The 16,215-nt window shown below is 72.2% G+C and carries 21 protein-coding genes; 11 read left to right on the top strand and 10 right to left on the bottom strand.

What is annotated here, in order from left to right:
- Both ybaK and BLR04_RS34410 read right to left on the bottom strand, forming a co-directional pair.
- Entirely contained in the window at positions 1-456 is a 456-nt protein-coding gene (gene ybaK, locus BLR04_RS34415) for a Cys-tRNA(Pro) deacylase (protein WP_090773344.1), read from the bottom strand.
- 59 nt (positions 457-515) lie between these two features.
- Positions 516-1,262: an AraC family transcriptional regulator gene (locus BLR04_RS34410; protein WP_245740848.1), complete on the bottom strand. Its 747-nt coding sequence runs from the start codon at positions 1,260-1,262 to the stop codon at positions 516-518.
- Between the two features lie 51 nt (positions 1,263-1,313).
- On the opposite strand from BLR04_RS34410, the gene BLR04_RS34405 reads away from it, so the two are divergent.
- On the top strand, positions 1,314-2,435 hold the full coding sequence (locus BLR04_RS34405; RefSeq protein ID WP_090773260.1) for an MFS transporter: 1,122 nt from the start codon (positions 1,314-1,316) through the stop codon (positions 2,433-2,435).
- Between the two features lie 9 nt (positions 2,436-2,444).
- Here BLR04_RS34405 and BLR04_RS34400 read toward each other — a convergent pair whose 3' ends face one another.
- The 3 genes from BLR04_RS34400 to BLR04_RS34390 form a co-directional block, all read right to left on the bottom strand.
- The gene (locus tag BLR04_RS34400; protein WP_176903425.1) at positions 2,445-3,908 is read right to left on the bottom strand and encodes a trypsin-like serine peptidase; all 1,464 of its coding nucleotides are present in this window, start codon (positions 3,906-3,908) and stop codon (positions 2,445-2,447) included.
- A gap of 86 nt (positions 3,909-3,994) precedes the next feature.
- Entirely contained in the window at positions 3,995-5,014 is a 1,020-nt protein-coding gene (ligD, locus tag BLR04_RS34395) for a non-homologous end-joining DNA ligase (RefSeq protein WP_090773256.1), read from the bottom strand.
- Positions 5,015-5,072: 58 nt separating this feature from the next.
- Positions 5,073-5,258 (bottom strand): hypothetical protein, encoded by a 186-nt coding sequence (locus BLR04_RS34390; RefSeq protein WP_090773254.1) that lies wholly within the window; start codon positions 5,256-5,258, stop codon positions 5,073-5,075.
- 353 nt (positions 5,259-5,611) lie between these two features.
- Between BLR04_RS34390 and hisD the strand changes: the two genes are divergently transcribed.
- The 9 genes from hisD (at position 5,612) to hisF (ending at position 11,685) form a co-directional block, all read left to right on the top strand.
- Complete coding sequence (gene hisD / locus BLR04_RS34385) at positions 5,612-6,928, top strand: histidinol dehydrogenase (protein WP_090773340.1); 1,317 nt, start codon at positions 5,612-5,614, stop codon at positions 6,926-6,928.
- On the top strand, positions 6,925-7,995 hold the full coding sequence (locus BLR04_RS34380) for a histidinol-phosphate transaminase (protein ID WP_090773252.1): 1,071 nt from the start codon (positions 6,925-6,927) through the stop codon (positions 7,993-7,995). Before hisD ends, BLR04_RS34380 begins: the two co-directional genes overlap by 4 nt.
- Entirely contained in the window at positions 7,992-8,585 is a 594-nt protein-coding gene (hisB, locus tag BLR04_RS34375) for an imidazoleglycerol-phosphate dehydratase HisB (protein ID WP_090773250.1), read from the top strand. The genes BLR04_RS34380 and hisB overlap by 4 nt, the downstream gene beginning before the upstream one ends.
- Complete coding sequence (locus tag BLR04_RS41040; protein ID WP_176903422.1) at positions 8,582-8,737, top strand: hypothetical protein; 156 nt, start codon at positions 8,582-8,584, stop codon at positions 8,735-8,737. Before hisB ends, BLR04_RS41040 begins: the two co-directional genes overlap by 4 nt.
- Positions 8,731-9,369: an imidazole glycerol phosphate synthase subunit HisH gene (hisH, locus tag BLR04_RS34370; RefSeq protein ID WP_218129280.1), complete on the top strand. Its 639-nt coding sequence runs from the start codon at positions 8,731-8,733 to the stop codon at positions 9,367-9,369. Before BLR04_RS41040 ends, hisH begins: the two co-directional genes overlap by 7 nt.
- 73 nt (positions 9,370-9,442) lie before the next feature.
- A complete protein-coding gene (locus BLR04_RS34365; RefSeq protein WP_090773248.1) occupies positions 9,443-9,772 on the top strand; it encodes a hypothetical protein in 330 nt (109 codons plus the stop codon).
- Complete coding sequence (priA, locus tag BLR04_RS34360) at positions 9,773-10,495, top strand: bifunctional 1-(5-phosphoribosyl)-5-((5-phosphoribosylamino)methylideneamino)imidazole-4-carboxamide isomerase/phosphoribosylanthranilate isomerase PriA (protein ID WP_090773245.1); 723 nt, start codon at positions 9,773-9,775, stop codon at positions 10,493-10,495.
- Positions 10,496-10,516: 21 nt separating this feature from the next.
- Complete coding sequence (locus BLR04_RS34355) at positions 10,517-10,927, top strand: Rid family hydrolase (RefSeq protein WP_090773243.1); 411 nt, start codon at positions 10,517-10,519, stop codon at positions 10,925-10,927.
- The gene (gene hisF / locus BLR04_RS34350) at positions 10,924-11,685 is read left to right on the top strand and encodes an imidazole glycerol phosphate synthase subunit HisF (protein ID WP_090773241.1); all 762 of its coding nucleotides are present in this window, start codon (positions 10,924-10,926) and stop codon (positions 11,683-11,685) included. The genes BLR04_RS34355 and hisF overlap by 4 nt, the downstream gene beginning before the upstream one ends.
- Before the next feature lie 41 nt (positions 11,686-11,726).
- Here hisF and BLR04_RS34345 read toward each other — a convergent pair whose 3' ends face one another.
- The 3 genes from BLR04_RS34345 to BLR04_RS34340 form a co-directional block, all read right to left on the bottom strand.
- A complete protein-coding gene (locus BLR04_RS34345) occupies positions 11,727-13,085 on the bottom strand; it encodes a glutamine synthetase family protein (protein ID WP_090773239.1) in 1,359 nt (452 codons plus the stop codon).
- Positions 13,086-13,146: 61 nt separating this feature from the next.
- Positions 13,147-13,308 carry a hypothetical protein gene (locus BLR04_RS41035; RefSeq protein ID WP_176903424.1) on the bottom strand — a complete coding sequence of 54 codons (162 nt, stop codon included), beginning with the start codon at positions 13,306-13,308 and terminating at the stop codon, positions 13,147-13,149.
- 225 nt (positions 13,309-13,533) lie between these two features.
- On the bottom strand, positions 13,534-14,421 hold the full coding sequence (locus BLR04_RS34340; RefSeq protein ID WP_176903423.1) for a hypothetical protein: 888 nt from the start codon (positions 14,419-14,421) through the stop codon (positions 13,534-13,536).
- A 118-nt stretch (positions 14,422-14,539) separates the two neighbouring features.
- On the opposite strand from BLR04_RS34340, the gene BLR04_RS34335 reads away from it, so the two are divergent.
- Complete coding sequence (locus tag BLR04_RS34335; protein ID WP_090773237.1) at positions 14,540-15,184, top strand: MerR family transcriptional regulator; 645 nt, start codon at positions 14,540-14,542, stop codon at positions 15,182-15,184.
- Here the strand turns inward: BLR04_RS34335 and BLR04_RS34330 are convergent.
- Together BLR04_RS34330 and BLR04_RS34325 are read right to left on the bottom strand one after the other, a co-directional pair.
- Entirely contained in the window at positions 15,170-15,799 is a 630-nt protein-coding gene (locus BLR04_RS34330) for a TIGR03085 family metal-binding protein (RefSeq protein WP_218129279.1), read from the bottom strand. The genes BLR04_RS34335 and BLR04_RS34330 overlap by 15 nt on opposite strands.
- 98 nt (positions 15,800-15,897) lie before the next feature.
- Positions 15,898-16,215 (bottom strand): transposase (locus BLR04_RS34325; protein WP_143022345.1); only part of this gene is annotated, 318 nt, incomplete at its 5' end.

Here is a 16,215-nt window from a genome sequence, read left to right as displayed (position 1 = left end):
TCAGCCCTGCCGGCCGATCGGGGCGGTGACGGCCCGGGTGAGGGTGATGAGGTTGTCGGGCTCGGTCTCGATCTGCAGGCCGCGCTTGCCCGCCGAGAAGTAGATCGTCTCGAAGTCGAGGGCTGAGGAGTCGACCACGGTCGGGAGCTGCTTGCGCTGGCCCAGCGGGCTGATGCCGCCGACGACGTAGCCGGTGACCCGCTCGACCCTGGCGGCGTCGGCCATCGCGGCCCGCTTGCTGTTGAGCGCGCCGGCGAGCGCCTTGAGGTCGAGCTTGCCCGCCACGGGCACGACCGCGACCGCGAGCCCGCTCTCGACCTCGGCCACGAGCGTCTTGAAGATCCGTTCGTACGGCACCCCGAGCGCGTCGGCGGCCTCCTCGCCGTAGGCCTGCGCGGAGGCGTCGTGCTCGTAGGGATGGAGGGTGAACTCGGCCTTGGCCTTGATCAGCGCCATGGTGGCCGGCGTGCCGCCCTTGCCTTTCGATGTGCTCACGACATCCGATTGTAACGAATCTACGTTGTAAAGGCGCGGCCGGGGGTGTACCCGAAGGACCTGCGGAACACCTCGATGAACGCGCTCGCCGACGCCCAGCCGCACCGGTGCGCGACCGTGGTCACCGCGACGCCCTCGGCCAGGAGCAGCAGCGCGTGGTGCAGGCGGAGCTGGGTGCGCCACTGGGGAAAGGTCATCCCCAGCTCGGCGCGGAACAGCCGGGACAGCGTGCGGTCGCTGCTGCCCGCGCCGGCGGCGAGCCGGTCGAGCGTACGTCCGTCGGACGGGTCGCGGCGCAGCGCGTCGCAGACGGCCGCGAGCCGCGGGTCGCGCGGCGTGGGCAGGTGCAGCGGCTGCTCGGGCGCCGCCCTGAGCTGGTCGAGCAGCACCGCGAGCAACCGCTCCCGCTCGCCGCCGTGATGGGCGTGAGCGTCGTCGGTGGTGTACGCGACGAGCAGTTCGCGCAGGAGGGGGCCGACGGCGAGGACGGCCGGGCGGTCGAGGCCCAGCGGGTTGCGCGTCAGTCCCACCAGGCGCAGGTCGGTGTCACCGTGCGCGCGATGCTCGTGGACCGTCCCCGCCGGGATCCAGATCGCCCGGTTGGCGGGTGCCACCCACGCCCCGGTGCCGGTGGTGACCGACACGACGCCGCGGCAGGCGTACGCGATCTGGTGGGTGTCGTGGCGGTGGGCGTCGATGCCGGCGCCTGGCGCGAGGGGACGCTGCCCGGTGGGTGCCAGCGGCAGGTGGCGGATTTGCGACATCATCTGGCACCTTATCGGAAGCGGGCCACCGGCGGCCGGCGACATGATCGAGGGGTGAACAGGGTCCCCACGCTCGCCGCCGGCCACGCCGCCGTCGACTTCTACCAGGGCGCGGTGCCCGCGCTCGTGCCGTTCCTGGTCACCGGGCGCGGGTACGGCTACGTCGCCGTGTCCGGCATCGTGCTGGCCGCGACGCTGCTGTCGTCCGTCGTGCAGCCGCTGTTCGGCGCGCTGGCCGACCGGCGGCGGCTGCCGTGGCTGATCCCGGTGAGCACAGTCCTGGCCGGGGCGGGGGTGGCGGCCGGGGGAGTGGCCGACTCGTACGCGCTGACGTGGTTCGCGGTGGCCCTGTCGGGGCTGGGGGTGGCTGCGTACCACCCGGAGTCTGCGCGCCTTGCGCGCGTCGCGAGCGAGGGCAGCCACGTGCGGATGAGCTGGTTCTCGCTGGGCGGCACGCTGGGGTTCGCCTCCGCTCCCGTGCTGGTGACACCGCTGCTCGCGATCTGGGGGCTGGGCGCCTCGCCGTGGCTGGCGCTGCCCGCGGTGCTGGGCGCGGCGCTCACGCTGCCCGCGGTCAGGGCGCTGTCCGGCGGCGGCGGGGCCGCGCGGGCCGCCGCGCCGGTCACGGGCCGCGACGACTGGCCGTCGTTCACCCGGCTGACGGTGGTGATCGTGTTCCGTTCGGTGGTGTACGTCGGCCTGAGCGCGTTCGTGGCCCTGCACCTGGGCGGCGGGACGGCAGGAGCGGTGGCGCTGTTCGTGCTGTTCGCGGGTGGGGCGCTGGGCACGGTGCTGGGCGGGCGGCTGGCGGCCCGCTGGGGCAGGGTGGCGACGATGCGGCTGGCGTACGGTCTGGCCGTGCCGGCGGTGGCCGGGGTGGTGTTCGTGCCGGGCCCGGCGGCGTACCTGTTCGTCGCCGCCTCCTCGATCGCCCTGTACGTCCCGTTCTCCCTGCACGTGACGCTCGGCCAGGACTTCCTGCCGACCAGGATGGGCACGGCGAGCGGGGTGACGCTGGGTCTCGCGGTGAGCGTGGGTGGCCTGGTGAGCCCGCTGGTGGGGGCGGTGGCGGAGGCGTCCTCGCTGCGGACGGCGCTGGCCTGTCTGGTCGTCTTCCCCGCGCTGGCCTGGTTGCTGGCGCGGACGCTGCGGGAGCCCGCGCAGGCGGTGAGCTGACCCGGCGCGTCAGCGGCGGACGGGCAGGCGCACCGTGCTGGTGTTGTCGCGCTGCGCCGGGTCGAGGAACGACGAGGTGACGCGCGCCTCGACGGGCCCTCCGCGCCCGGGGCCGGCCTTCACCCGCGCGGTGAGTCGTACGGGTGTGCCCGGATGGACGGCCCCGATCGTGCAGTCGGCCCTCCGGCCGGCGAGGTGGCAGCGGGCGCCGTCGACGCCGGACAGGCTCGTGCCGGGCGGCGCGATGAGGGTGACGGGCACCCGGTTGCTGGACGCGAGGCCGCGCGCGGCGACGGTGGCCGTCACCGCGGCGGAGCGGCCGGGGCGGACGGGCTGGTCCGGGCCGGACATCTTGACCGACAGCGCGTCGTACACGCCGTCGGGGTCGGCCTGCCGCACCAGCGCGCCGTAGCTCTCGGGGCTGAGCGTGGTGGCGACGGAGTTGCCCTCGGGCTCGCCGTCGTCCTTGCCCGCCGACAGCACGCCGATCAGGTCGCCGGTGCCGCGCACGAGCCACGGCCCGCCGCTGTGCCCCTTGTGCAGGTGGCAGTTGTCGGTCTCGAGCCGGCCCGGTTGCGGCGCCTGGGCCGCGGCGGTGACGATGGGGGCGAGGGTGACGCTGTGCGCCTGGTGGGTGCGGCCGACGCACCACAGCTGGTCGCGGCCGTCGTACGGGGTCATGCCGAGCAGGCCGGGATAGCCGGTCGTGGTGATGATGTGCCGGCCGCCGCGGTTGAGCATCGGGGTGAAGGCGCCGACCGCGTCCTGAAGGGTGCGCTTGTGCCGGCCGACCTCGATGAGGGCGAGGTCGTAGACGGAGTTCCAGTCGCCGCCGCTGATGCCGGTGTAGCCGTCGGGCTTCCACGCCTGCCGCCCGCCCCACCTGCCGTACGGTTCGCGCCGCCGCGCGTCGTCGGCGCGGCCGTCGTAGGCGGGCACGAACGCGAAGTTGGTGTGCCAGCGTCCGGCCGCCGAGCCCGGGGGGACGCTGTAGACGCAGTGGGCGGCGGTGACGACGAGGAGCCCGGAGGCCGAGCGGACGACGGAGGCGCTGCAGGAGTCGCCCTGCCCGAGGGAGTTGACGAAGAACAGCCGGCCGGTGACGCGGCTCTGGTCACGTCCCGTGTACGGGCGCTCGACGCGGGCGTAGCCGTTGTCGTCGGCGCCGGGCGTGAGCCGTTTGGCCGTGGGGACGCTGAGCGGCCGGGCGATGCGCGCGCTGGCGACGGGCGAGAACTGGGGGACGGCCCGTGGCAGGTGGGCAGGGCCTGCCGCGTCCTGCCGGTCGGGGGTCCAGTAACGCACCGCGCGCTTCGGCCGCATGATCGGGGACGAGTCGGCGTCCAGGGGGCGCGCCGCGGAGTGCCCTGGCGCCGCGCCTGGCTGGACGGGTGGCCGGCCGGCGGCGGGTGCGGGTGGCGCGAGGGTGGCGCCGGCCAGCGCGGCCAGGGTGGTGACGAGAGTTCTGCGCACTGTGTCCCCCGAGCGGTTCGACATTCTCTCAATTACTCTAAGTCACACTATGAGTGCGAAGCGTAGTTCGAGGTGTCGTGTCGCGTTCAGCCCGTGGCGGTGCCGCCCTGCTGCCCGGACCTGCCGGGCGGCGCGATCTCTTCCGTGCGGGCCTCCGACGGCTCGCGGTCGGGCCGCAGCCCCCGCCAGGAGGGGTGGCGCAGCCGCCCGTCGCTCGTGACCTCGGCGTACTGCACCTCGCCGACCAGCCGGGGCTCCACCCAGCGCGCGTCCCTGGCGTGCTCGCGCGGCACCGGCTCGTCGAAGGGCGGCTCCCGGCGCTCCAGCGGCGCGACAAGCTCGCCGAGGTCGCGCAGCATCGCCTGCGTGAACCCGGTGCCGACGTGGCCGACGTAGCGCAGTCGTCCGGCCGGGTCGTACGCGCCGAGCAGGAGTGAGCCGATCAGGCCCGAGCGCCGTCCGCCGCCCGGTTTCCAGCCCCCGATCACCACCTCGACGGCGCTGACGTTCTTGACCTTGGTCCAATCCGGGCTGCGCCGGCCGGGCCGGTAGGGGGAGTTCATCCGCTTGCAGACCACCCCTTCGAGCCCGAGCTGCCGGGAGGCGTCGAACGCCTGCTCGGCGTGGCCGGAGAACCACACCGGCACCTGCCAGCGATAGCCCGGGGTGAGCGTGCTCTCCAGCAGCCCCCGCCGCTCGGTGTACGGCAGCGCGATCGTGCTCTCGTTGTCGAGGTGCAGGATGTCGAACGCCATGAACGTCACCGGCACCGTCCTGACCAGGTGGGCCACGGCCGCCTGGTGGCGCTGGTGCATCCGGGGCTGCAGCGCCTCGAAGCTGGGCCGTCCGGCCTCGTCGAAGGCGACGACCTCGCCGTCGAGGACGGCCGCCCGCCTGTTCGTGGCGGAGGCCATGAGCTGCAGCTCGGGGTAGGCGGGGGTGACGTCCCTGCCGTTGCGCGACAGCAGCCGTACGGCGCCGTCCTCGACGTAGACGAGGGCGCGGACGCCGTCCCACTTCATCTCCACGGCCCACTCGGGACCCCGGACGGAGCTCAGGGTGCCGAGCTGGGCGAGCATCGGCGCGTAGACCGGGAGCCGCACCATGGTGCAGGCCGTACCCCGTCGCGTCGTCGGGCAGTGGCCGGCCGCGGTCTGAAGATGGTCAAGCGGGCTCTTCCTCGACCAGGTCGGCCAGATCGATGCCGTGCTCGAGCAGCTCGGCCACGGTGGCGCAGTAGCCGTGCAGGTAGGTGCGGCCGCCGACGCGGTGGCAGACGCGCAGCATCGGGTGGTCATCGAGCATGATGACCTCCACCACCAGGCCGTCCGGCCCGTGCCACCGTCCCATTCGTGCAGGGTACGAAACCTCTCCGGCTGGTCGTCGCGGGTGTCCCGCCGTCGCGACACGCAAGAGCGGTGAAAGCTGCGTATGGTTAGCTTTTCGCTACTGAACGTTTCTCTTGGTGTATCGCGTTAGTTCACCGACATCACGGGCAGAAGTGGCGGCCCAGGCTTTTCCCGGTCGTGGCCGTACCCCGTGGCGGCCACGGCAGCGCCCCGGCAGGCCCGGTCCGGGGCGACGGCGGCCGTCGGGCGCGTGTTGGCGAGCGCCACCCGGCGGCCGCCCTCTCTTGGTAGAGGGGCGCGGTCCGCATGCTGGACGGAACGCGACTCAGGGCGTGGACTCCGTAGACTGTGAGGGTGATTTCCCGTATTGACATGCGCGGTCCGCTGCCTGCGGATCTGCGTGACGTGCTGCCCCGCGCCGAGCTCGACGTCGAGGCCGCCCTGGAGAAGGTGCGGCCGATCTGTGACGACGTACGCCATCGCGGTGTGGCGGCCGTACGGGAGCTGACCGCCAGGTTCGACGGCGTCGAGATCGCCTCCACCCGGGTCCCGGCCGAGGCCCTGCGGCGGGCCCTGGCCGAGCTCGACCCCGCGGTGCGGGCCGCGCTGGAAGAGTCGATCAGGCGGGCCCGGCTGGTCCACCGCGACCAGCGCCGCACCGACGTCACCACGCAGGTCGTGCCCGGCGGCACGGTCACCGAGCGGTGGGTGCCGGTCGACCGCGTGGGCCTGTACGTGCCGGGCGGGCGCGCGGTCTACCCGTCCAGCGTCGTGATGAACGTCGTCCCGGCCCAGGAGGCCGGCGTCGGATCGCTGGCCGTGACCAGCCCGGCGCAGAAAGAGTTCGGCGGCCTGCCGCACCCCACGATCCTCGCCGCGTGCGCGCTGCTCGGCGTCGACGAGGTCTACTCGGTGGGCGGGGCGCAGGCCGTGGCGATGTTCGCCTACGGCACCGAGGAGTGCCCGCCGGCCACCATGGTGACCGGCCCCGGCAACATCTGGGTGGCGGCGGCCAAGCGGCTGCTCAAGGGCGTCATCGGCATCGACTCCGAGGCGGGCCCGACCGAGATCGCGATCCTGGCCGACGAGACGGCCGACCCGGTCCACGTCGCCGCCGACCTGATCAGCCAGGCCGAGCACGACACGATCGCGGCGGCCGTGCTGGTCACCACGAGCACAGAGCTCGCCGACGCGGTCGAGAAGGAGCTGCCGGGGCAGATCTCCGCGACCCGCCACTCCGAGCGCATCAACGAGGCGCTGAGCGGCAAGCAGTCGGGCATCGTGCTGGTCGACTCGCTCGACGACGGTCTCGCGGTCGTCGACGCCTACGCCGCCGAGCACCTCGAGATCCAGACGGCCGACGCGGCCGCGGTCGCGGCGCGGGTGCGCAACGCCGGCGCGATCTTCGTGGGGCCCTGGTCACCGGTCTCGCTCGGCGACTACCTCGCCGGGTCCAACCACGTGCTGCCCACCGGCGGCTGCGCCTGTCACTCCAGCGGTCTGTCGGTTCAGTCTTTCCTGCGCGGCATCCACGTGGTCGACTATTCGCGTACGGCGCTCGCTCAGGCGGCGGCCCACGTGTCGGTCCTGGCCGACGCCGAAGACCTGCCCGCCCACGGTGCCGCCATCCGCGCCCGTTTCGACTGGCGAGTGCCCACGGAGACGACGTGAACCTGGAAGACCTGCCGATCCGAGCCGATCTGAGGGGCAAGACTCCCTACGGCGCGCCCCAGATCGACGTCCCGGTACGGCTCAACACCAACGAGAACCCCTACCCGCCCTCGCCCGCGCTGGTCGCCGACCTGGCGGCCGAGGTCGCGGCGCAGGCCGGAGAGCTCAACCGCTATCCCGACCGCGACGCGCTCGCGCTGCGCGCCGACCTGGCCGCCTACCTCGGCCACGGCCTCACGACCGAGCGGGTGTGGGCGGCCAACGGCTCCAACGAGGTGCTCCAGCAGATCCTCCAGGCCTTCGGCGGGCACGGCCGTACCGCCGTCGGGTTCGAGCCGTCCTACTCGATGCACCCGATCATCACGACCGGCACGAGCACCGAGTGGATCGGCGCGAGCCGTGAGGACGACTTCTCGCTCGACGCGGGCAAGGCCGTCGCGGCGATCGAGGAGCACCGGCCCGACATCGTCTTCCTCACCTCGCCCAACAACCCGACCGGCACGGCGCTGCCCCTGGCGACGATCGAGGCGGTCCTTTCCGCCGCGCCTGGCATGGTCGTCGTCGACGAGGCCTACGCCGAGTTCGCCCGCACCGGCACGCCGTCGGCGCTGGCGCTGCTGCCCGACCATCCGCGGCTCATCGTCACCCGCACGATGTCCAAGGCGTTCGCCATGGCCGGCACGCGGCTGGGCTACCTGGCCGCCCACCCGGCGGTGGTGGAGGCGCTGCTGCTGGTGCGGCTGCCGTACCACCTGTCCACGATCACGCAGACGGCGGCGCGCGTGGCGCTGCGGCACCGCGCCGAACTGCTCGGCACGGTCGACACCCTGCGGCGCGAGCGCGACGACACGGTCGCCTGGCTGCGCGGCAAGGGCCTGGTGGTGGCCGACTCCGACGCCAACTTCGTGCTGTTCGGGCGCTTCCCCGACCGGCGCGCGGTGTGGGAGGCGTTGCTGGAGCGCGGCGTGCTCATCCGCGAGGTGGGCCCGCCGGAATGGCTGAGGGTGTCGATCGGCACCGGTGACGAGATGGCGGCGTTCCGTGCCGCCCTGGAAGGAGTCCTGTGAGCCGCGTAGGCCGCGTCGAGCGTGTCACGAAGGAGACCTCGGTCCTGGTGGAGGTCGGCCTCGACGGCACCGGCCGGGTCGAGGTGTCCACCGGTGTCGGTTTCTACGACCACATGCTGGCCCAGCTCGGCAAGCACGGGTTGTTCGACCTGACCGTGAAGACCGAGGGCGACCTGCACATCGACTCCCACCACACGATCGAGGACACCGCGCTCGCCCTGGGGGCGGCGTTCCGCGAGGCATTGGGCGACAAGTCGGGCATCCGGCGGTTCGGGAGCGCGTCCTGCCCGCTGGACGAATCGCTGGCCCAGGTCACCGTCGACCTGTCCGGCCGTCCGTACCTCGTGCACCACGAGCCCGAGGGCATGGCGCCGATGATCGGCCCCGACTACGACACGACGATGACCCGCCACATCCTGGAGTCGTTCGTCGCGCAGGCGGCGATCTGCCTGCACGTGCACGTCCCGTACGGGCGCAACGCCCACCACATCGTGGAGGCGCAGTTCAAGGCGCTGGCGCGGGCGCTGCGCGAGGCGTCCGAGCTCGACCCGCGCGCCACCGGCGTGCCGAGCACCAAGGGCGTGCTGTGACCGACAACCTGCTCGCGGGTGTGATGGTGTTCGTCGGGCTGTTCCTGATCGGCGGCGTGATCTCGCTGATCAGGCAGGGCACCAAGGTCGGCGCCGTGGTCTGCGCGGTGGGCGCGGCGATGGCGATCACGGCGGGGGTGCTGTGGTGGTGAGCAAGAAGAAGATCGTGGTGCTCGATTACGGCTCGGGCAACCTGCGCTCGGCCGAGCGCGCGCTGGCCCGCACCGGCGCCGACGTGAGCGTGACGTCCGACTACGAGACGGCTCTGGAGTGCGACGGGCTGGTCGTGCCGGGTGTGGGCGCGTTCGAGGCGTGCATGAAGGGTCTCAAGGCCGTCCGCGGCGAGCAGATCATCGGCCGCCGCCTGTCCGGCGGCCGGCCGGTGCTCGGCGTCTGCGTCGGCATGCAGATCCTGTTCGCGAAGGGCGTCGAGCACGGCGTCGAGACCGAGGGCTGCGGCGAGTGGCCGGGCACGGTCGAACGGCTCGACGCGCCCATCCTGCCCCACATGGGGTGGAACACCGTGAAGGTGCCCGAGGGCAGCGTGCTGTTCGCGGGCCTCGACGCGGCCACCCGCTTCTACTTCGTGCACTCCTACGGTGTGCGCGAGTGGGAGCTGCGCACCGGCGACGGCTTCGCCGAGCCGATCGTCACCTGGGCCGAGCACGGCGTGCCGTTCGTGGCGGCCGTGGAGAACGGCCCCTTGTCGGCCACGCAGTTCCACCCCGAGAAGTCTGGTGACGCGGGGGCGGCGCTGCTGAAAAACTGGGTGGCCACGCTGTGAGCGGACGGGCGCGTGACCGCACGCGCCCGCCGGGGCGGCCTGAAGGGGTCGGTGAGCGTCCGGTGAGCGTCCGGTGAGTAAGGAGCGTGCGCGCAGGCGCGCCGTACGCGAGGCCGAGCGGGCGCACGCCGTCCGGGCCAACGAGGAACGTCAGGCCCGGCGGGCCCGCCGCCGGGCGCTGGTGACCCGCCTGACCCCGCGCCCGGTGCGCTACGCCCGGCAGCGCGGCCTGGTCGCCCGCCGGCACCGCGCCCAGAACGCGGTGGTGGCGCTCGGTTTCGTGCTGCTGCAGGCGGTCGTCTGGCTGGTCTGGGGCTCGCTGACGGTGAGCCTGGCCGTGCTGGTCTTCTCCCTGCTGCTCGCACCCGTTGTGGTGACCCTCGCTTTCGACCGGAGGACCTGAATGTCGCTCGTGTTGTTGCCGGCCGTCGATGTGGTCGACGGCCAGGCCGTACGCCTGGTGCAAGGAGAGGCCGGCACCGAGACCGGCTACGGTGATCCGCTGGCCGCCGCGCTCGCCTGGCAGCAGGCCGGGGCCGAGTGGGTGCACCTGGTCGACCTCGACGCCGCCTTCGGCCGGGGGAGCAACCGCGACCTGCTCGCCGAGGTGGTCGGCAAGCTCGACGTGAACGTCGAGCTGTCCGGCGGCATCCGCGATGACGAGTCGCTGGCCGCCGCGCTCGCCACCGGCTGCCGGCGGGTCAACATCGGCACCGCGGCGCTGAAGAAGCCCGAGTGGTGCCGCAGGATCATCGCCGAGCACGGTGACAGGATCGCGGTCGGGCTCGACGTGCGCGGCACCACGCTGGCCGCGCGCGGCTGGACCGAGGACGCCGGCGACCTGTGGGAGGTCCTCGACCGCCTGGAGGCCGACGGGTGTCCCCGTTACGTCGTGACCGACGTGACGAGGGACGGCATGATGCAGGGTCCCAACCTCGACCTCTACCGCGAGCTCTGTGCCCGTACGGACAGGCCCGTGGTGGCGAGCGGCGGCGTCTCCAGCATCGATGACCTGGTCGCGCTCGCGTCGCTCGTGCCGGACGGAGTGGAGGGGGCCATTGTGGGCAGAGCCCTCTACGCTCACGCGTTCACGTTGGAGGACGCGCTTGTCGCGGTACGCGCGTAGTTCTTGCCGGGAGGGGGCGAGATGAACCTGGGCGGCGTCGGCATGGAGAGCACCGGTTACCGTGTGTTCTCCGGCGGCATCTGGGAGGAAAAGTACGGTTACGCCCGAGCGGTTGTCGCGGGCGGACGAGTGATCGTGTCCGGCTGCACGGCCACGGTCGACGGAGAGGTGCGCCACATCGGCGACGCCTACCAGCAGAGCCTGACCGCGATGGACATCGCACTGGAGGCCGTGACGTTGGGCGGCCTCACGCGCGAGGACGTCGTCATGGTGCGCTACTACGTGGTGGAGCACCGCGACTTCGACGCGGCCGGCCGCGCCATCCACGACGTCTTCCACAAGGTACGCCCGGCCTGCACCGGCGTGCGGGTGGCCGGGCTGGTCGACCCGCGGATGCTGGTCGAGATCGAGATCGAGGCACTACGAGCATGACCGTGTCGGTGAGAGTCATTCCCTGTCTCGACGTGGACGCGGGCCGGGTGGTCAAGGGCGTCAACTTCGAGAACCTGCGCGACGCCGGCGACCCGGTCGAACTGGCCAGGCGCTACGACGAGGAGGGCGCCGACGAGCTCACCTTCCTCGACATCACGGCGTCGTCCGGCGAGCGCGAGACCATGCTCGACGTCGTGCGCAGGACGGCCGAGCAGGTGTTCATCCCGCTCACGGTGGGCGGTGGCGTCCGCTCGGTCGAGGACGTCGACCGGCTGCTGCGCGCGGGCGCCGACAAGGTGTCGCTGAACACGGCCGCCATCGCCCGGCCCGAGTTGCTCACCGAGGCGTCCAGGCGGTTCGGCGCGCAGTGCGTCGTGCTGTCGGTCGACGCCCGTCGCGCGCCCGGCACCCCGAGCGGGTTCGAGGTGACCACCCACGGCGGACGGCGCGGCACCGGCATCGACGCGGTGGAGTGGGCGGCTCGCGGCGAGGAGCTCGGCGTGGGCGAGATCCTGCTCAACTCCATGGACGGCGACGGCACGCTCGACGGCTACGACCTCGAGATGCTGGGCGCGGTCCGCGCGGCCGTGCGGGTGCCGGTGATCGCGAGCGGTGGCGCGGGACGGCTGGAGGACTTCCCTCCGGCGGTGGCCGCGGGCGCCGACGCGGTTCTCGCGGCCAGCGTGTTCCACTTCGGCACGCTGAAGATCACCGAGGTGAAGGAGACGCTGCGGCGGGCGGGCCACCCGGTCCGTTGAGCGCCGAGAAGGGGGTCGCGGCTGGCCCGGCCCCCTTCGTCTCAGAAGACCCGCAGGTGGTGGGCGAGCTCGAAGCCGACGTCGCGGGCGGCGAAGGCGGTCGCCTCCGACCGTTTGACGGCCAGGTACGCCCGGCGCCGCAGCGGCCCCAGCGCCTCCATGAGCACCTCGTCGGCCTCCAGCGCGTCCAGCGCCTCGTCGAGGGACGACGGCAGCCGGGGGTAGCGGCCCGGCCGTGTGTCGGGGTCGACGTCGACCGGCTCGCCCGGGTCGAGCCCGCGCCGGATGCCGTCGAGGCCCGCGTGGATGACGGCGCCGAGCGACAGGTACGGGTTGGCCGAGGAGTCGGACGGCTTCAGCTCCAGGTTGGGCTCGCCGCTCTCACCGAGCGGGGAGCACACGCGCAGGGCGGCCTCCCGGTTGTCGGGGCCGTAGACGGCGTAGGCGCCGGCCCACGACCGGGGCGCGAGGCGGCGGAAGCTGTTGACCGACCCGCACGTCAGGGCGGTGAGCGCGGGCAGGTGGGCCATCAGGCCGCCGATGAAGCCCGCGCGCGCCGCGCCGTCCTCGGCCAGGACGTTGCGCTGGTCGCGCCAGAGTGACAGGTGCAGGTGGGCGCCGTTCCCGGCCTGGTCGGCCAGTGGTTTGGGGGCCAGCGAGGCCCACATCTGCATGCGCAGCGCCACGCCGCGCACGGTCTCGCGGTAGAGGACGTGGTTGTCGGCGGCGCGCAGCGCGGGCGCGTGGCGTACCGACAGCTCCTGCTGGCCGTGCCCGAGTTCGGGGTGGTAGTGCTCCACCCGCAGGCCCTGGTCCTCCAGGGCGCGGACGAGCTTCATCGTGTAGTCGTGGGCGGTGTCGAACCCGGTGGCGGAGTAGCACAGCGAGTCGTCGAGCGGCACCAGCCGGTCGAGGCCGCCGGCCGGGTCGGGCAGGCGCCGGCCGAGCGTGAACTCCGGCTCGAACGCGGCGACCAGCGAGTAGCCCTCGTCCGCGAGCGCCGCGACGGCGTCCTTGAGGAACGTGCGCGGGCACGCGTCCCAGGGCGAGCCGTCCGGCAGGCGCAGGTCGGACAGCATCGCCGCCCCGCCCGGGGCGTACGGCAACGGGACGTACGTGGTGGGATCGGGGACGATGCGCACCTCGCCCACCGGACCCATCTGCTCGACCTCCTGGAGCTGGTCGAGCATGTTCATCGCCATCATGGCCACCGTGTGCCCGATGCCCGTGCCGAGCCGTTCGGCGAGCCGCGAGCGGGACGCGGCCTTGCCGCGGATCACCCCGCCGTGGTCGGCGTACAGGAAACGGATCAGCTCGACGCCTTCGAGTTCGGCGCGTTCGAGGATGCGCCGTACGTGTGGGTCGAGCTGATGGGTGGTTGCGCCGGGGCGATCTCTCATCCTGTCTGCGTAACACGTTCCGGCACCGCGGGGAAGCACCGCACGCGGACAGGGCCGACTGTCAGTTCAGAACGCCTGTGAAGAACACCGCCAACTGGTTGGCTCCGGCGACGATTCCGTCGAAAACAGAGTTGACCGCGGTGGCGGCTTCGGCCGGCCGGGACAACAGGTAGAAGACCACGAACGCGACAGCCACGTAGGTGATCACCTTCTTGACCTGCATGGGGGGCCTCCTGCAGTTCGTTCCCAGCCGTATATACCCGGATCTGGGTGATCCGTAGGCATCTTCTATGAAGATGTTCTTGATCTTAACCGGGGGGCTTCTTCCTCTGCCATGGTATGGGGTCGATCCCCGCCGCGGAGGGCTTACCTGGAGGTATTTCCGTACGGGCATGGCCCGGCGGTGACGCGGGTCTGACCGCGCGTCACCGCCGTCCAGGTCGCCGTGTCACCGCGCGGTGAGATCTTGCTTCTGGCGCAGCGCGGCGGCGACGCCGCCGAGGGTGGCGACGGCGAGTGCGCCGAGGGCGGCGAGCGTCAGGGCGTCGGGAGCGATCAGCGGCAGCCCGCGCAGTGCCTGCCACAGCACCAGCAGGAACAGGCCGCCGTAGGCGAGCCCCGCGACGATCACGAGGCGGGCCCTGACGTCCTCGTCGCGCAGCGCCGTCCACCGCGCCGACAGCGCGGCGAGCAGCATCGCGAGCAGCGGGAGCAGCTGCAGCGCGTGCATGCCGACGAAGTGCGCCACCCGCAGGTCGCCACCGACGGTGCTCCAGCCGAGCAGCGGCAGGCCGGGGCCGCCGTCGGGGAGCCCCACGGTGTGGGCGCCGGCGAGGTTCTCGGCCCAGTTCTGGCCGGGCACCCCGGTGACCATGAGCGATCCGGACGCCAGGCCGAGCGAGGAGACGACCAGCCCGAGCCGTACGGCCCAGGTGCCGACCCGGTCGGCCTGGCGTTCGACGATCACGAGGATCGCGGCGACCAGGTTGGCGACCAGGAGCAGCCCGATGGTCACGCCCATGGCGATGAAGACGGCCCGGTCGAACGGGGTCGCCACGTTGAAGTGGCTGTGGCGGCCGCGGGCGGCCTGGAAGGTGATCAGGACGACCTCGATCGTCCCGGTCACGACCAGGAGTGTGCCCATCCACCGGCTCACCCGCCCGGCGCGGTGGCGCAGCGACAGCAGCCAGGCCCAGGTGAAGGAGTAGAGGGCGAAGGAGACGGCGAACTTCAGCGGCTTGACCCAGATCGGGAGGCCGTCGAGCGTACGCGGGTCGAGGACGACGAGCGGGAGGAAGATCACGCTCAGTGCGGCCATGACCGCGCAGAAGAGCATGAGCGGACGGTGCCAGGACCACATGGGGGGTTGCCTTCCGGATAGTGGATAGTGCTACTTCTTACTATCTATAGCTAAGCTATCCAAGAACGGCAAGAGGGATGTGAAGAACGTGCGCATGGCGGAGCTGAGTGAGACGACCGGGATCCCGGTTCCCACGATCAAGTACTACATACGGGAAGGGCTGGTCAGCCCCGGGCGGCCGACCGGCCGCAACCAGGCCGAGTACGGCGAGGAACACGCGCGCAGGCTGCGCCTCGTACGGGCCCTGACCGAGTACGGAAACCTGTCCATCGCGGTCATCCGCGACCTCATGGAGCAGATCGACAATCCGGGGCTACAGGAGTTCATGCTGCTCGGCGCCGCGCAGAAGACCGTGACCCGCCGCCAGGAGGCCCGGCCTGGGCCCAGCAAGGAGGAGGCGCAGCGGAGACTGGACGACCTGCTGGAACGGCGCGGCTGGAAGGGCCTGACCGAGGAACCCGCCTACCGCACGGCCGTGGGCGTGCTCGCCACGCTCGACGAGGTGGGTTACCACGACATGATCGACGAACTCGACGGCTACGCCGACGCGGCCCAGCGGGCCGCCGAGACCGACCTGCGCGTGCTCGGTCCCGACGTGAGCGACCGCGAGCGCGCGGTGGAGATCGTGGTCGTCGGCACCTCGATGGGCGACACGCTCATCGCCTCGCTGCGCCGGCTCGCGCAGGTCGCCATCGCCGAGCGGATGTACGCCGGCCAGGGCGGGTCAGACGCCGAGTGAGGCGGCGCGCAGCCGGGCGATGTCATCAGGGTCTCCGGTGAGCTCGACTTCTGCGTGCTCCTGACGGCCGAAGCAGAACATCAGCAGCTCGCTCGCCCGGCCGGTGACCTCGACCCGGGCGCCGTGGCGCGGACCGCCGAGCGCCACGCCCCCGCCCAGCCGGTGCAGCACGACGCCGACGGGCGCCTTGCGCAGCATCAGGCGGGCGCCGCCCGCGACCCGCTTCCAGATGAGCCGGTCGAGGTCGGCGGGCAGCTCGCGCGGCTCCCACGACGGCTGGGCCCGGCGGACGTCCTCGTGGTGGACGAAGAACTCGAGCGTGTTGACGGCCTCGTCGAGGGCGGGCAGCAGCGCGTACGCGCCGCCGGGCTCGCGGACGAGGCGGACGAGCTCGGGGTAGGGGTGCCGCTCCTTGACGCCGCGCTGCACCGAGGCGGTGTAGCCGGAGAGGGGCTTGACGGCGATCCCGGGCATGGCGTCGGGCCTGCGCTCACGCACGACGAGGTGAGCGGCGAGGTCGGCCGTGGTCCATCCTTCGCACAAGGTGGGCGCGTCAGGGCCGAGGCGGTCGAGCAGATCGCAGAGCGCGGTGCGTTCGCCACGAGCGTGAGTCACGTAGGCAACCCTACCTGCGGGGAATAACAGCTTGATCAGTCGTGATAGGGACATACGGAGAAAATGTCCTATTGAAAGACATCCCAGGAGCGTAGATGTCAAGCCGCAACGAACTCTGCGTGATGCGACCAGGCGGTCGTCTCGTCGTAGAGGGTGCCGGTTTTGAGGCATCCGTGCAGGATGCCGACGAGCCGGTTGGCGACCTGACGCAGGGCGGCGTTGTGACTGGAGCCGCGGGCTCGTTGCCGGTCGTAGTAGGCCCGCGCGCCGGGCGAGAGCCTCAGTGCGCTGAAGGCCTGGGTAAGCAGGGCGTCGATGAGCCGGTCGTTGTGGATGAACCGGGCCAGGGCGACCTTCTTCTTGCCCGACGCGCGAGTGATCGGGGAGGTCCCGGCGTAGTTCTTACGGGCTTTGGC

Source organism: Nonomuraea maritima, assembly GCF_900100395.1.
Taxonomy (GTDB): domain Bacteria; phylum Actinomycetota; class Actinomycetes; order Streptosporangiales; family Streptosporangiaceae; genus Nonomuraea; species Nonomuraea maritima.
This window is presented reverse-complemented; position numbering and strand designations above follow the sequence as displayed.